Here is a 14,547-nt window from a genome sequence, read left to right as displayed (position 1 = left end):
CAATCGTTCGCCTTCTCTTCAATACAATATTGGCCCCCCACTGTAAGCTGGAAGTCTTGGATGGTGAATATTGTTTTTATTCTTTTGTCTCTTCTATTTCTCAATCTCACCTTAAAATAAAGAAAATCAAAAGACCAAGTATCATAACGACCCAAAGCCCGGATCAAGTCTCCGGGCACTTCAAAGCAATACCACCTTATACTTCTTCACATCCAAAAACTGCAAAAACTCCCTCGCCAGCACTTCCGGCGCATGCACCTTCCCTTCCTCGAGCCGATACAATATCAGCCCGATAATCATCGCCGATACATAATAGGCATAAAGCTTTTTCTCCGCAGGAATATTAGTTTGCTGATGCAGATAAAATGATTCCAACGCTTGGAGCATCTCGGGTATCACATGAGGAACACCCCAGTCCCGATTGAGCAAATGGACAATAGGCATGCGGTCTAATGCAGAAAGCAGGCCGGCGAGCGCCTCCTCCGCTTCTTTTAAGGAAAGCTCATTCGGACTTGAGGCAATCGTCAGGTGATCTATCATCTCCGTACATGATTGCTGAATCATGGTCTGCAGCAATTCCTCTTTGCTGGCATAGTGATCATAAAAGGTTGCGCGGCGGATATTGCTTTTCCGGGTAATGTCAGAAATCGTGATGGCCGCGTAGTCTTTTTTCTCTGCCAATACGTCCAGCAAAGCCTTCTGCAGCGCTTCTCTCGTTCGAACCACACGCCTGTCGATTTGCTTGTCCTCCTGCCGCTCCCTTGACGGAGCCTGTCCAAACAGCCAATAAAACCGCTTTTGAGAAACGAGCTCCCAAACTTTTTGGCTGATGGCTTCCGGAGACGCGTCCGCATCCTCATTCAGCCAATAAAGGATAATCGCGTACGTGTACAAAGCCCGGTAATGTCCGTAAATCTCCTGTTCAATCGGCGTCAGATTCACATTGACCGGAGCCAGCAAAACATCCTGCTGAAACACATCCTTAAAAAAACGATGAAAATGTTCTCTGTTCATCATCGTGCCAAAAAAGGATCGATGCTCGTGGACAAAGGACAGAGTCGGATGCACAGTGTGCCGTTTTTTATTTAAATGGAGTGTGTCCATATGCTTGAAGGCGTCATAGAGCGCTTCGCCCAGCCCTTCCTTCATGTCTTCGATCACATCCTCAATAATGGAGAACTTGTCTTCATAATAAAGGTAGAGCGTCCCGCGGCTCACTTTGGCCTTTTCAGCGATTTCTTTCATTGTGATGTGTTGAATATCTCTTTCTTCCAATAAAGCCAGCAGCGCCTGTTTCACTTGAGCTTCAGCAGATTCCGCCACAAAAACACCCCCAGTCATTAGACACATATTCGATATATGTACGGTAACGTATAGATGATTCTCCGTTGTCTTTCTTATAGAAAAGATACCACTTTATAATAGTTCCGAGATAAGCAGAAAGCAAATGAGGGGGATTTTACAATGGAACAGCAAGTAAAAGACGACATTCAGCGCGTCTTCCAGCTTCAGAAAAAACAGCAAAAAGTGCTGCGCGCTTCAACAGCGGAACAGCGTAAAGAAAAGCTTCAGCGCTTTTTGAATTCCGTCATTGCACATGAAGAGGAAATCATCGAAGCGATCCGCAAAGACGTGCGGAAGCCATATCACGAGGTCAAAAAAGCGGAAATCGAGGGTACAAAAAAAGCGATCAGAGATAATATGAACAACCTGGAAACATGGATGGCACCCAAAGAAGTCGGTTCATCCTTAAGCTCTGATGCCAACGGAATCCTTATGTACGAGCCTAAAGGCGTCACGCTTATACTCGGTCCGTGGAACTACCCGTTTATGCTGACGATGGCGCCGCTTGCCGCTTCTATCGCTGCAGGAAACAGCGCCATTGTGAAGCTGTCAGACTTTACAATGAACACGAGCAACATTGCTGCAAAAGTCATCCGAGATGCTTTTGACGAAAAAGAAGTTGCCATTTTTGAAGGAGAGGTTGAAGTGGCCACTGAGCTTCTTGATCAGCCGTTCGACCACATTTTCTTCACCGGAAGCACAAATGTCGGAAAAATCGTCATGACAGCCGCCGCCAAACACTTGGCATCTGTCACGCTTGAGCTTGGCGGCAAGAGTCCGACCATCATCGACAGTGAATACGACTTATTGGACGCAGCGAAAAAAATTGCTGTCGGCAAGTTCGTAAATGCCGGCCAAACCTGCATCGCACCGGATTATATCTTCATTAAAAAAGACGTGCAGGACAAGTTCGCAGGCATTTTACAAACCATTGTCAACGCAGGATTTATGGAAGATGATTACACGCCGGATCGAAACAAATTTACGCAAATTGTCAATGACCGCAACTTTAACCGCGTCAAAGCGTTATACGATGATGCCATCGAGAAAGGCGCGGAAGTCGTGTTCGGCGGCGTATTTGATGCAAGCGACCGTACGATCTCGCCAACCGTTTTGAAAAACGTTACGCCAGATATGAAAATCATGCAGGAAGAAATCTTTGCACCGATCCTGCCGATGATGAACTATGAAGACATCGATGAGGTCATTGATTACGTAAATGACCGCGATAAACCGCTAGCGCTTTATGTATTCAGCCACAACCAAGACCTGATTGACAACGTCCTTCAGCACACCACATCAGGAAATGCAGCGATCAATGATGTCGTCGTTCATTTCAGTGACGTCAACCTGCCATTCGGCGGCGTAAATACAAGCGGAATCGGCTCTTACCATGGGGTATACGGATTTAAAGAGTTTTCTCATGAAAAAGGTGTGTTTATTCAAGCAGCTAAATAAACATGATTTAGAGAATCTGCATCATCTTGCAGGTTCTCTTTTTCTATCATCGCCGACAAAGTTTCATAACAGTAAATAAATGTAGTTCACAGAAAAATCATGCATTAACACAAAATAGAAAACTATGTAAAATCCCTTGTGACAGGTTTCTTTGGCGCAGAACGAAACGCTGCAAAAAACCAAATGATGTTTACAGCCGCTGAAGCGAGACAGAGCCCCATCACAGTGGTTACATCAGAGAGCGGATGGTCACCGAATATACTGACCATCAGCACAATGGCGGCAGTAGATAAGTGAATCAGCAAACCCATGCCGCAAAGCGCCGCCATCACAAATCTCATTGCATCCACACCCAGCATGTAAATGAGGATTGGAATGAGATAGAAAACAAGTATCATACCAATTGCCGACCACATACCGATAGAGTTGAACTGATTGGCTGAGGACCCCGTGTCTGCCAGCGGAGAAAGTGAAGCCGCAGCAATCATCACGCAAAAAAGGAACCCAGAAATCGCAGTCATGATCACCACGCTATTTTTTCTGGACATGATCAATTGACACCTCCTAAAATAGAAATATTAACCTTTATTATTATAAGGTAAAATCTAATAGAAATCGATGGGTTTTCTAAAAACACCCATAAAAAAAGATATACTCCATTCATTTGAAATAGAGTATATCTGGAAAAAACGTTAAGAACTGAACATCTGATCCATTTGTTTTAGTTCATCTTTTGATAAATGAAGATTTGCTGTTTTGATATTCGTCTTGAACTGGCCAGGCCGAGTGGCTCCAGGGATGATCAAATCAATCCCAGGCTGATGCAGCAGCCATGACAAAGCGACCTGTGCCGGCTCCGCTTGTTTTTGTTCAGCAAACCGCTTTAATTTCTCCAGCTTTGCTTCGATCAGCTCCCACACCTGCTGCAAGTCACTTTGCTTCTGTTTCAATTTCTCCTGGTAATTTCTTAGCAGCTCGCGCTGAGTATCATCCAAGCGATCTGTCTGTTCCTGCAGGCTGAGGAACGGCTTCATTTCCTCTAAAGACATGCCCGTTTTCTTCAAACATCTGATGAACAGCAGACGTTTCTTGTCATCCTCACTAAACACCCGATGGCCGTTCGCCTTTCGTTTAACCGGCGGAAGCAAGCCGATTTTCTCATAATAGCGAACCGCATCCTCAGTCATTTGGCACTGCTCCATGACTTCCTTTAATGTATAAGGCATGTTTGTTCACCGTCTGTGGTAGATTTATATAGTAGAAAAGAAAGGATAAAAGACTCATTTTTCAGTAATATCAGGATTTTATCACCATATCATATTGCAAAAGCTTTTTTTACAACGTATACTGTTCCAGATTAATTCAAAGGAGAGAGAAATATACATGGAAAAACCGGCAGGATTTTGGATTCGTGTTTTAGCTTATTTGATTGATGGCATTATTGTATCTGTTCCTAGCTATATTATTCTATTTATTATCAATTCAGTATTTATCGCTGGATCCATCGCAACAGACCCATACATGACAAAAGACGAATATATGGTGAAATACTTAACGCTGGCATTTTTGCCAACCATACTGATTATGATTGTCATCAGTGTGCTATATTACGGTCTGCTTACAGCTTCTAAAATGCAAGGCACGCTCGGCAAGAAAATTCTCGGGCTGAAAGTAGTCAATGAACAAGGCGGACGCGTGTCTATCGGGCAGGCAATCGGCCGTTACTTTGCGTACATATTATCTGGAATTATCTTTTATATCGGTTTTATCATGGTGGCATTCGGAGAGAAAAAGGGCCTTCATGACATCATTTGCCGTACACGGGTTGTATATAAATAATTGAAAACATGAAAAAGTCTAGACGTCAATTATGAGTCTAGACTTTTATTTATCTATGATTTCTTCAAGATCGGCTGCCACTTCATATACGTAAGGCTCCTCCAAAGCCACTCAAACGGCCCCATTCGGAATGCCCGCAGCCAAAGATGGCTGATGATCATTTGAAGGGCACATACCGCGATCGTGATCAGCACGCCCGCAGCCGGATATACTTTTCCGTATAACCCTATCCCGTAATGATAGAAAATCCACGTACAAATGATTGATTGCATGAGATAGTTGGTAAATGCCATTCTCCCGACTGCGGAAAAGTATTGCAGCGGCTTAGCCAGTCTTGTCTTATGATAAAGATACACAATCGTTGTGACGTAGAAAAACATAAGAAAAGGCGCACCAACCAGCAAAAATACTTCCATTTCGGTCACACTGTACAATATATGAGCGCTGATGCCAATGACCAGCCCAGACAGCCATACTCTTTTTAACGCTTTGCGGTGCTTTTCCGGCTGATGCAGAAATCTTGATTTTGCCGCCGCGGCTCCCAGCAAAAACATACTGAAATATGGGATGGAGGCAAAAAAGAAATTCAGCGGATTATAGGTCAGCATGCCATTCATTGACATATAAACGAGCCGATCGTGGATTCGCTGTTCCGCAATGTCTTTCAGGCTGCCGTTTCCGTAAGCATGCAGCGCCTGCTTCGCTTGCTGAATGGCTGCTTGTGCCCATTCTTGTCCGTTTGCTTGATGAAAGCTTGCCAAAATGAACGGAAGAGAAAACAGGAGATACAAAGAGACTGCCCATACCAACAGTGTTTTCGGCTTTGCTTTTCTGAACAAAAGTAAAACCAAACCAAGCAGGGCGTATTCTGTTAAGATATCCCCGTCCCATATCAAAAAAGCATGAATGGTTCCAAAGATGAAGAGTGCCAATAATCTTCTGATATAAAGCGGGACAAAACGTTTTCCTTTGCTTAACGCTCTCTCCATCATCACCACCATGCCAAACCCAAATAAAAATGAAAACAGTAAAATACATTTGGTTTGAATCAAAAATTTCAATATTTCTGTTGCAGCAAAGTCTGCACCAGACCACTTTTCCGTGAAAAAATTATCCTTTCCAAGCATAGACAAATACATATCCGGATAACTGAAGTGCGCCAAATTCACAAATAGGATGCCGAAAATGGCAATTCCTCTTAACACGTCAAGCACACCAATCCGCTCATTTGTCAGAGTCGGCTGTAATGAAGCCATATGAATCACGCTCCTTTTTTTTATACCTCAATCCTATGAAAAAAAGAAGCGAAGAAACATCGATTTAGGTGGCAACGCAAAGGAAAAACCTTACAATCTCGTCACCTTCACAATAAAAAACCAGGCTTCACAGGAAGCCCGGCGGAGATATTATGGTTTCATGACCTTTAAATCTAATGTCTCGATATTCTGCAAGACACGGTCGAATCGCAAAGCTTGAGGCTCACTCGGGAAGATATGCCCTTTATACGGATCTCCTAACGTGCGGAAAAACGGCTCAAATAAGCCCGGAACCAATACACCCACCATTTTTGTATAGTGAGAATCCAAGCGATATGAGTGTACAGTGTTGGCAGGAACATGCAGGAAATCTCCAGGATTAAGCTGAATTTCTTCACCATCGGCCCACATCGTCATTTGCCCTTCAAGGCAATAGAAAGTTTCTGTATGATGCTCATGGTAATGATCAACGATGCGATCGCCTTTAGGGCCTTCAGATGATACAACGATAAATTGCCCGTCCGTATTCTTTTGCGCAGCCACAATGCGGTGAAGCTGATCGCCCGTCAATAGGCGGTCTCCTTCTCCAGACTCAAGCACATATGGAACAACGCCGGCCGGAAGTTCTGTATTCTCCACTAGTTTTGGAGCACCGGCACGGTTTTCATCCTCCGCAAATATAATGTCCGCCGCCTCAGCCGCTTTTGTAAAACGCTCTTTTGATACCTCTTCGCTTGCGTGCGGCGGATGTTCAGCGTGATCATACGGCGTTCCAAGCACGGAATACATATGTGCGACGTTCCCTTTCATTGTGTAAGACACCAGCCGTGTTCTGTGGCTCTGCATCCGGTAGCTGTGCGGCGTTCCGGCCGGAATGTTCGCATAATCACCAGCTGCTAAAAGATGATGTTCTCCATCAAGCGTCAGTTCAAGCTTACCGTCCAGAACAAGAAGCCCTTCATGCGTATTTTTGTGAATATGAAGCGGAAAGGCATCTCCTTTTCCCCCAGAAAGCAGAACGATCTCGAACAAATCTCCCGTGCTCTTTCCGTTTGCCAGCACTGTCGCGACCTGTCTGCCGAACAAATAGCGCTCTCCCTCTCCGCTGCGAAGCAAGTAAGGCACTTTTTCTTTGGGCAGTGAATGTTTACTTAACGTTTTCATGTTGTGTCCTCCAATTTAGACCAGTCTATATATTATAGGTTTCCGACTAGACCGTTCTATATAATTGTAGGGGAAAGGATAACAAATTGCTACCCTTTTTTCCTCACCAATACTGGAATTTGTTCGGCAATGAGAAGAAGGGGCGTTTTGTCTTTATTCGTTAAAGAAAGCATAATGCCGCCTTCAATCATCGAATTGATCAGCATTCCCAGCTGGCTTGCTTCTTCTTCTGCAAATCCGTTTTCCATTAATTTTCTGGCGAAAACCGCTTCCCAGCTTTTAAACACCTTCATGCAAACCGTGCGCAGCGGCTCGCTGATTAACGCCGTTTCACTCGCCAGCAAGCCGACTGGAATCCCTTGAATGCTTTCCGTATTGTCAAACTGGCTGGCGGTTTTTTTGATAAAACGCTGAATCGCTTCAACAGGATCAGAGGATTCATCCATGCTTTTCTGTATCACATGTTCAACGATCTTACCCGTATATGTAACCGCTTCAATTGCTAATTCTTCTTTGCCATTCGGAAAAAAGTGATAAAGCGATCCCTTAGGAGCACCGCTTTCTTTCACAATCTGGTTTAAGCCCGTCGCGTGATATCCTTGCAGCTGGAACAGACGTGACGCTGCGTGAAGGATTTTTTCACGTGAATCTCCTCTGCTAGTCATTGAAACATTCCCTCCTAGGTATGGTAGAGCGACTTATATAATATAAAAAAGAACCATGGGATTGTCAAAAGGGGTAAGAACCTCCTGGAAGGGGTAAATGTAGACAAACATGTCTAGGAGGGGATTCTCGATGACAACTGATGATACGGTCACCAATACTGAACAGCTTGAAAAACAGCAAAACCCGAAAACGAAGCTCAAACTGAAAAAAGTAAAGGATCAAGTCATCGTCATTACCGGTGCCACAAGCGGAATCGGCCTCGTCACCGCGAGAATGGCGGCCGAAAAAGGAGCAAAAGTCGTCGCAGCAGCCCGAAATGAAGACGCCCTTCAGGAGCTCGTTGATGAAGTAAAGAAAAAAGGGCACGAAGCCATCTATGTAAAAGCGGATGTGGGAAAAGAAGAAGACGTCAACCGCATCGCAGAAACCGCGATCAGCACATTCGGCCGCTTTGACACATGGGTTAACAACGCCGCTGTTTCGGTTTTCGGACACGCCATGGATGTTACCACCGAAGACATGAAGCGCGTGTTTGACACCAATTTCTGGGGTCCGGTCTATGGAACAAGGGCAGCCGTCAAACACTTTACAAGCAGAGGCGGTCCGGGTGCTCTCATCAATGTAGGAAGCCTGTTCGGCGACAGAGGAACCGTTATACAATCCACCTACGCGTCTGCGAAATTCGCGCTTCACGGATGGACAGAAAGCATCCGAATGGAGCTTGAAAAAGAACAGGCACCCGTCTCGGTCACACTCATCCATCCAGGCAGAATCGACACGCCTTACAACGAACACGCCAGAAGCTACCTGGACAAACAGCCGGCTCATTACCGCTCTATGATCTACCCGCCGGAAACTGCAGCCGAAGCCATTCTGTTTGCCGCTGAACATCCGAAACGCGACATGTACATCGGCTCGCAGGCAAAAGCCATCGCCATGCTGGGTGCACTCTTCCCCCGGCTGACCGACAGGCTGATGGAAAAAATCATGTACTGCAGCCAGCATGCGGAAAGACCGTCCAAACCGCGTGAAGAAAGCGCGCTTTACCATGCGGGCTACGGCATGCATGACAGGGGGACAAATAAAGGGTGGCTTCGGTCAAGAAGCTATTATGTAAAGGCCACAAAGCGCCCGGCGGTAACTGCGGCTGCGGCTGTCGGGCTTGCTTGTGTCTGGGCTGCCGTTAAACGCACCAAATGAGACCTTCCATCATTTGATTGCACACCATAAAAACCCATGCAGATGTAACATAATGCATGGGTTTTTTGATGTTAATCGACAAAGGCCTTGTTCATACGCTGCAGAAGTTCGCCAAACATCTCTTTTTCATGTATTGACCACTCTTTCAGCATCTGTTCATAACGTTCTAAGCGCATCTGCTGATCTGCCTTTAATGCTTGTTTGCCGAGTTTTGTAATGGTAAACAGACTGACTCTTCTATCGGAAGGATCGGTAAAACGATAGATAAGCTCCTTGGCCTCTAAAGCTGCAGCTTGTCTGGAAAGAGTAGAAATATCAAGCTTAAACGACTCCGCCAGCTCTTTTACACGAGCGGGTCCAAACTCATCCAATTGTCTCAATAATAAGTAAGAGGATCTCTCCAAATTCCCTGTTCTTTTCTCTGATTGATCCAGATAAACAGCTCTCCTGATAAATGTGGTCAGCTCATATTCAATCAATTCGACTGGATTCTGTTTTTGCAATCGCTTTCGCTCCCCATTCCGATGTTTGACATTGACAGCACTCTATATACTTGTATAATACAAATGTATAAGATCTGTATGAATAAGTGTTGGATGATAAAATCTATTTATTTACTTGTATAGTACAACCATATAAAAAGAAAGTAAAGTCATTCCTCAGAACAAACCAAAAGGAAGGCATCCAGAAAGGAGGAAGCTGTTCTAATAGAGAGCAGTACTTGCTGTGAAAATCATTCGAATAATTTTGCAAGTGTTGATATTATATGTGTTTTTTATCATCGGAGAAGCACTTCAGCATCTGTTTCATTTACCGATATCAGGAAGCATAGTCGGCTTGGTATTGCTGCTGATCTGCTTAGCCCTCCGTATTGTGCCGGTTGCCATTATTGAAGACGGAGCCAGGTTTTTATTGTCCTTTCTGCCATTGTTATTCATTCCGGCTATGACCGGAGTGATGAAGTATCCATCTCTCGTTTCATTAAATGGGTTGATGTTGCTGATTACAGTCGTTTTGAGCACCATCTTCACGATCATTGCAGCAGGAGCCGCCAGCCAGGTTCTGGAAAAAAGAGCCAACAAACGAAAGGAGAAAAAGAAATGCAGCAAGCATGTATCGCAATCATTATAATTCTTTTGACAGTTACGGCTTACTTAGCGATGGTACAGCTCTACAAGAGATTCCCATTTCCATTTCTTATCCCTGTTCTGACAACGACAATTTTGATTGTCGCGTGTTTGGCGATGTTCCATATTTCGTATGAAGGCTATATGATCGGGGGAAAATGGATCAATTCTTTGCTTGGGCCGGCTGTTGTGGCACTGGCATATCCGCTTTATAAACAACGGCACATTATTATGAAATACAGTATTCCCATTATAGGCGGTGTGCTGGTCGGTTTGTGTATGGGGATGATCAGCGGACTCATTTTCGCAGAAGCATTCGGGGTCAATCATGACCTCGTATTGTCCATTCTGCCGAAGTCGATCACAACCCCAGTTGCTATCCAAATTGCCGCCGGCCTTGGCGGTGTTCCTTCCATGACAGTCGTATTTGTCATGATTGCTGGTTTTTCAGGCGTCATCCTCGGGCCGCTGATCCTAAAATGGCTTCGTATCCGCAGTTCACTCGGAAAAGGCATCGCATTAGGCAGCGCCTCCCATGCACTCGGCACCTCAAAAGCATTTGAATATGGAGAACTGGCCGTATCCATGAGTTCGGTCTCAATGACGCTTTGTGCGGTACTCGGCTCATTCTTTGGGCCGCTCGTCGTCTGGCTGTTTCATATTTAACAAAAAAAGACTGCCTTCAGCGGGCAGTCTTTTTCCATATCTATTTTACGCTGCTGATGCCGAACTGGCGTCTTGGAAAATGGCAAAGAGGAGAAAGGAAACCGATCAAAATAAACAGGCATTTCGCCTGTTTATTTTAATTCTCCAATGTCTTTTAAATATTGTTCCCGTTCTTCTTTCGTCAAACTATTTAAAAAGTCTTCTTTAACCTCTTTATCAAAATCATCCCAGTTTTCAAATCGATCCGCTAAGTCTTTAGAGAAACTCATGCCATCAACCTTGTTAGAATTATAGATTAAATCAGCAGAAAAATGAAACTTTTCTGGGTCCCCGTTTACATAGCCATCTATAATGATTCTCCCCATCGGGTTTATTTCTATTTCTTTTTCAAAGGTTATCGTTTTTATAAAATGATGAATGTCTTCTTTCTTTAATGTCTCTTCTACTTTACGCTTCATTTTTTCAGCATATTCTTCTGCTTTTTCTCGATCGCTCTTTTCTTCACTGTTCATATTTTTGTTGCCTCCAGTTGTTTCTTTTTCATTGGTTTTATCAATATAAAAGTATAAGGCACCTGCAATTAAAATTATTATAATCGCACCTGCACTTATCATTTTCCTCATGGTTATCATTGGCAATTCATCCTTTTTATTTTATTATACAAGATGTGTACAAAGATTAGGAGTGGCGTAATTGGCTAAGAATAAGTCTATAAAAATTACGGATGAGGATTATAACCGTATATCGAGTGCTGCCTACGATATTCAAAACTATCATAATGGTGAGATTATATATACTAGTAACAGGCAAAAGCTATACGTTATCGATTATAAAAAAACAGAAAAGGGCCTTAACACTCTTACTCTTGTTTCTCATGAGGATTACCGTAATTCTCATGAAGGCAAACACCCTGAAAAAATCCAAAACGCCATCATCGCATACCGCGGATCAGAACCTATCAGCACTAACCAATTAAAAGAAACGATTAAGGAAACAAATCAGCGTGGAAAAAGAGAAGAGCTCATTAAAGAACTAGAGAAAAAAGGGATCAATATTCCAGCTGAAGAAGATGGGTCTTCTTTTGACTCAGTAACAGGTTTCTCTGAATATGCAAATGAAATCATCCAAGATTGGCTTCACATGGATACTAGTTATCTAGTTGGCAAAAAGCCGTTTGATGACGGGACAGAGAACCAGGCGATTCAGGCAGATCAATATGCAAAAAAAATACATAAAGACTTTAAAAATGCTGACATTCAAGTCACCGGTCACTCATTAGGCGGATCTAATGCAAGCTATGCAGTCGTGATGAATGACTTTATAGAACGCGGTGTCACTTTCGAGAATCCTAACATATATGAAAACCTGCCTGAGGATGTAAAAGCCCGGGCCTTAAAAGGGGATTTCCGAAGCCGTTTAACAGAATATATTAATTTAAATGATGGATTATCTTTGCTGAATCGCGATGCTGCTGAAGTAGGCAAAGTAAAAGTGATGTATGACGAAGCTTTGCCCAATGGTGTACAGAATAATAGCCTCCCTGATGAAGTGAAAATGCTGGGTCTTGGACTGAAACATTATGGCAATCAATCTCTTGATATCACACTATTTGCTGAAGCCTTGATGGGAAGTCACGGCTTGGATCGATACAGCTTCCATTCAGATGGCTCTGCCCAAACTGTGGATGATGTTTTAAAGAACAACCCTGACTTTGCATTAGCGATGCTAAACCAAATGAAATCAACGAATGTGAAGGCCAATACAGGTGTTTCGATTCTTATCAAATCACATGTATTAATGAATACAAGTACTCAGTTGAAACATATTGCCGAAACGGAATGGTCAAAAATGATACGCCAGATTGAAAGAATTGATGACAAAGTAAAGGATTCAATTGAGGATGTCAGGAATATGCATACACGAATGGTTGGTTTTGGCGCCTATGATGAATTATCAGTTTCCGATGTCGATGATCTGATCAATAAGATCAAAATGAACAAACCGCACCACCTTTTTTACTCAAAAGAAAAATATGATCAGGCAGTAGATGCAGCGCTCAATCTGCAACACTTTCTACGGATGATTGCAGATGATCTCGGACATATGGGACATGCGTATCATGATGCAGATCTGGCAGCGGCCAGTCGCATGGGGATTTCATAAGGAGAGAAAGAAACATGGATTTTATGAATAAGAAACCAACAGATGCTGACCGTTTTATGCAAAGAGTGACGAGTCAGCATTCAAGCATTTCGATTTTTTCAAATACTAATGTAAATACCTCTGAAATGACACCTGAACAATTGGCGGCGTTCAAAGAGAAGAAGAGACAAGAACAAAAATTGGCGTTGATGAATTCAATCAAAAAACAATTAAGCTATGCATTTCAGGAAGACCGTAAGAATTTGTCTTCGATCCTTGAAAACATTACTGATGCCGAGCAGGCTATAAAGACAAAACGAGAAATCCTCAACCATCATATGTCTGGAAAAGCAATAGATAGTGTCACTGATCAAATGAAAGATCACCTTTCATTTGATAAAGTTCATTCCGATGTTTCGAGTGTAATCAATTCCATTGGCTTATAAGGTAGAGAGTCAATATAGCTTAAAATAAAGAAGATATCATCTCCGACGAAGTGGCGCAGCGGGAACGAATCACGAATGAAACTGTGCGTCTGGAAAACGATCATTAGCACAGAAAAAAGCAGACTGTTCCCAGTCTGCTTTTCCCATTACGATCTAAAGAAATCAATCAGCGGCTGAAAATCCTTAGACAAATCAACGTCATTCGGCTCTGCTTGAAGCAGGCGGTCAATCATTTGCTCTAATTCCTCAATATCATTTTTTTCTGTGTATTCAATGAAGTTTAAGCTTTCAAGCCAATCACGGTATGAATGTTTAGCTTTGCCGTAGCTATTTCCAAAGACGAGGCATGGCGTTTTTGTGATAATCGAGAAGATCATAGCGTGAAGGCGGTCTGTCACCACCAATTGACTGGAACCAATGCGGTCGAGCATTTCCATGAAATGCTTTTCCCGATCCTCGTAATCAATCATATCGACCGTATCAAGCACCGTGTCTGTACGCTCCGCATAGGTTGTTTTTTCTGCCCATTTCATCATGTGTGAAATAAAATCTTCATCGGTTACCTTCTCCTTGTCCGCTCTTAAAATAAAAAGAACGCCGCCCCGTTCAAGCTCTTTCGGTACGATATCCAAAGACAGCACCATATCCGGTGTAAAGATGACATCTGAATTGAAGGTTTCTTTCACAACATCGAGCGTCTGTGTCTCCCGCGCGGCAATCGTTAAATTTGGATTTTGATGGTACGCATCCTGTGTTTTTTTCTTTTCTTTGTTTCCGTCCTCTGTATCTTCAAAATAGACGGATTGCGGAAGAGAAATGGATTTATAGTCTTTAAACGCGGCAAAGACCTTCCTTCTGTCCTCCTCAATATCAAGGTAGAGGTTGCCCAGATTTCCTCCGCCGGTAAAGCAGACAATATCGTCTTCACGGATGATCTCCTTCACCAATTCGATGCCTTCATCCGTCGCGTAGTCCATAATTTCAATATATTCATAGTACGGAAAATGATTTTTAATAAATTTCTCTTCCGCATACGCAATCGCTTGGTCTCCGATGTTTGTGTAACTCGGGGAACCAAACAAAAATACTTTTCGTTTATCATTTAATAAGGCTTCGGGTTTTACATTCGGTGCGATCCCTTTTACTAGTTTTTTGCCTTTGATTTCTTGTACAGTCATGTCTGTGTCCTCCTTCTAGGTTGTGCTTGTTACCTGTCTGTACCCAGAAAGGAGGGTGAAT

Annotated in this window: 16 protein-coding genes; 7 read left to right on the top strand and 9 right to left on the bottom strand. The window is 43.3% G+C overall.

Translation table 11 applies throughout. The features are described 5' to 3' along the window. Nucleotides 1-180: 180 nt before the first annotated feature. Complete coding sequence (locus tag MTN95_RS08580) at nt 181-1,323, bottom strand: TetR/AcrR family transcriptional regulator (protein WP_248337785.1); 1,143 nt, start codon at nt 1,321-1,323, stop codon at nt 181-183. A 141-nt stretch (nt 1,324-1,464) separates the two neighbouring features. On the opposite strand from MTN95_RS08580, the gene MTN95_RS08575 reads away from it, so the two are divergent. Beyond that, complete coding sequence (locus tag MTN95_RS08575) at nt 1,465-2,802, top strand: aldehyde dehydrogenase family protein (RefSeq protein ID WP_105954580.1); 1,338 nt, start codon at nt 1,465-1,467, stop codon at nt 2,800-2,802. A gap of 122 nt (nt 2,803-2,924) precedes the next feature. On the opposite strand, the gene MTN95_RS08570 is transcribed toward MTN95_RS08575, so the two are convergent. Next, nucleotides 2,925-3,350, bottom strand: a complete 426-nt coding sequence (locus tag MTN95_RS08570) for a DUF5391 family protein (RefSeq protein ID WP_105954694.1) — start codon at nt 3,348-3,350, stop codon at nt 2,925-2,927. Nucleotides 3,351-3,494: 144 nt separating this feature from the next. Then, nucleotides 3,495-4,028 (bottom strand): MerR family transcriptional regulator, encoded by a 534-nt coding sequence (locus MTN95_RS08565; RefSeq protein ID WP_248337783.1) that lies wholly within the window; start codon nt 4,026-4,028, stop codon nt 3,495-3,497. 157 nt (nt 4,029-4,185) lie between these two features. On the opposite strand from MTN95_RS08565, the gene MTN95_RS08560 reads away from it, so the two are divergent. Beyond that, nucleotides 4,186-4,641: an RDD family protein gene (locus MTN95_RS08560; protein ID WP_248337781.1), complete on the top strand. Its 456-nt coding sequence runs from the start codon at nt 4,186-4,188 to the stop codon at nt 4,639-4,641. Nucleotides 4,642-4,694: 53 nt separating this feature from the next. Here MTN95_RS08560 and MTN95_RS08555 read toward each other — a convergent pair whose 3' ends face one another. From MTN95_RS08555 to yxaF, 3 genes are all read right to left on the bottom strand, one after another. Then, a complete protein-coding gene (locus MTN95_RS08555; protein ID WP_248337779.1) occupies nt 4,695-5,897 on the bottom strand; it encodes a DUF418 domain-containing protein in 1,203 nt (400 codons plus the stop codon). A gap of 150 nt (nt 5,898-6,047) precedes the next feature. Beyond that, the gene (locus tag MTN95_RS08550; protein WP_248337777.1) at nt 6,048-7,061 is read right to left on the bottom strand and encodes a quercetin 2,3-dioxygenase; all 1,014 of its coding nucleotides are present in this window, start codon (nt 7,059-7,061) and stop codon (nt 6,048-6,050) included. 89 nt (nt 7,062-7,150) lie between these two features. Continuing rightward, nucleotides 7,151-7,726: a transcriptional regulator YxaF gene (yxaF, locus tag MTN95_RS08545; protein ID WP_202853702.1), complete on the bottom strand. Its 576-nt coding sequence runs from the start codon at nt 7,724-7,726 to the stop codon at nt 7,151-7,153. 130 nt (nt 7,727-7,856) lie between these two features. Between yxaF and MTN95_RS08540 the strand changes: the two genes are divergently transcribed. Further along, nucleotides 7,857-8,927 carry an SDR family oxidoreductase gene (locus MTN95_RS08540; protein WP_105954583.1) on the top strand — a complete coding sequence of 357 codons (1,071 nt, stop codon included), beginning with the start codon at nt 7,857-7,859 and terminating at the stop codon, nt 8,925-8,927. Between the two features lie 71 nt (nt 8,928-8,998). On the opposite strand, the gene MTN95_RS08535 is transcribed toward MTN95_RS08540, so the two are convergent. Continuing rightward, nucleotides 8,999-9,430 carry a MarR family winged helix-turn-helix transcriptional regulator gene (locus MTN95_RS08535; RefSeq protein ID WP_095712611.1) on the bottom strand — a complete coding sequence of 144 codons (432 nt, stop codon included), beginning with the start codon at nt 9,428-9,430 and terminating at the stop codon, nt 8,999-9,001. A gap of 223 nt (nt 9,431-9,653) precedes the next feature. Between MTN95_RS08535 and MTN95_RS08530 the strand changes: the two genes are divergently transcribed. Together MTN95_RS08530 and MTN95_RS08525 are read left to right on the top strand one after the other, a co-directional pair. Beyond that, nucleotides 9,654-10,058 (top strand): CidA/LrgA family holin-like protein, encoded by a 405-nt coding sequence (locus tag MTN95_RS08530; RefSeq protein ID WP_248337774.1) that lies wholly within the window; start codon nt 9,654-9,656, stop codon nt 10,056-10,058. Next, complete coding sequence (locus MTN95_RS08525) at nt 10,028-10,720, top strand: LrgB family protein (protein ID WP_248337772.1); 693 nt, start codon at nt 10,028-10,030, stop codon at nt 10,718-10,720. Before MTN95_RS08530 ends, MTN95_RS08525 begins: the two co-directional genes overlap by 31 nt. A 131-nt stretch (nt 10,721-10,851) precedes the next feature. On the opposite strand, the gene MTN95_RS08520 is transcribed toward MTN95_RS08525, so the two are convergent. Further along, complete coding sequence (locus MTN95_RS08520) at nt 10,852-11,352, bottom strand: DUF1433 domain-containing protein (RefSeq protein ID WP_248337770.1); 501 nt, start codon at nt 11,350-11,352, stop codon at nt 10,852-10,854. Nucleotides 11,353-11,413: 61 nt separating this feature from the next. Between MTN95_RS08520 and MTN95_RS08515 the strand changes: the two genes are divergently transcribed. Continuing rightward, on the top strand, nt 11,414-12,883 hold the full coding sequence (locus tag MTN95_RS08515; protein ID WP_248337768.1) for a lipase: 1,470 nt from the start codon (nt 11,414-11,416) through the stop codon (nt 12,881-12,883). A 14-nt stretch (nt 12,884-12,897) separates the two neighbouring features. Further along, nucleotides 12,898-13,308: a hypothetical protein gene (locus tag MTN95_RS08510; protein WP_248337766.1), complete on the top strand. Its 411-nt coding sequence runs from the start codon at nt 12,898-12,900 to the stop codon at nt 13,306-13,308. 146 nt (nt 13,309-13,454) lie between these two features. Here the strand turns inward: MTN95_RS08510 and MTN95_RS08505 are convergent, their stop codons facing one another. Continuing rightward, nucleotides 13,455-14,486 (bottom strand): polysaccharide pyruvyl transferase family protein, encoded by a 1,032-nt coding sequence (locus tag MTN95_RS08505; RefSeq protein WP_248337764.1) that lies wholly within the window; start codon nt 14,484-14,486, stop codon nt 13,455-13,457. Nucleotides 14,487-14,547 lie beyond the last annotated feature (61 nt).

Source organism: Bacillus sp. 2CMS4F, from assembly GCF_023161785.1.
Lineage (GTDB): Bacteria > Bacillota > Bacilli > Bacillales > Bacillaceae > Bacillus > Bacillus halotolerans.
The sequence above is the reverse complement of the archived record's forward strand: the minus strand, read 5'-3'. Positions and strand labels throughout refer to the sequence as shown.

Excerpts from the sequence above, each read along its gene's own strand:
- MTN95_RS08565 (WP_248337783.1), bottom strand. The coding sequence starts at position 4,028 with ATGCCTTATACATTAAAGGAAGTCATGGAGCAGTGCCAAATGACTGAG.
- MTN95_RS08560 (WP_248337781.1), top strand. The coding sequence starts at position 4,186 with ATGGAAAAACCGGCAGGATTTTGGATTCGTGTTTTAGCTTATTTGATT.
- MTN95_RS08555 (WP_248337779.1), bottom strand. The coding sequence starts at position 5,897 with ATGGCTTCATTACAGCCGACTCTGACAAATGAGCGGATTGGTGTGCTT.
- MTN95_RS08550 (WP_248337777.1), bottom strand. The coding sequence starts at position 7,061 with ATGAAAACGTTAAGTAAACATTCACTGCCCAAAGAAAAAGTGCCTTAC.
- MTN95_RS08505 (WP_248337764.1), bottom strand. The coding sequence starts at position 14,486 with ATGACTGTACAAGAAATCAAAGGCAAAAAACTAGTAAAAGGGATCGCA.
- yxaF (WP_202853702.1), bottom strand. The coding sequence starts at position 7,726 with ATGACTAGCAGAGGAGATTCACGTGAAAAAATCCTTCACGCAGCGTCA.
- MTN95_RS08540 (WP_105954583.1), top strand. The coding sequence starts at position 7,857 with ATGACAACTGATGATACGGTCACCAATACTGAACAGCTTGAAAAACAG.
- MTN95_RS08570 (WP_105954694.1), bottom strand. The coding sequence starts at position 3,350 with ATGTCCAGAAAAAATAGCGTGGTGATCATGACTGCGATTTCTGGGTTC.
- MTN95_RS08520 (WP_248337770.1), bottom strand. The coding sequence starts at position 11,352 with ATGATAACCATGAGGAAAATGATAAGTGCAGGTGCGATTATAATAATT.
- MTN95_RS08525 (WP_248337772.1), top strand. The coding sequence starts at position 10,028 with ATGCAGCAAGCATGTATCGCAATCATTATAATTCTTTTGACAGTTACG.
- MTN95_RS08575 (WP_105954580.1), top strand. The coding sequence starts at position 1,465 with ATGGAACAGCAAGTAAAAGACGACATTCAGCGCGTCTTCCAGCTTCAG.
- MTN95_RS08510 (WP_248337766.1), top strand. The coding sequence starts at position 12,898 with ATGGATTTTATGAATAAGAAACCAACAGATGCTGACCGTTTTATGCAA.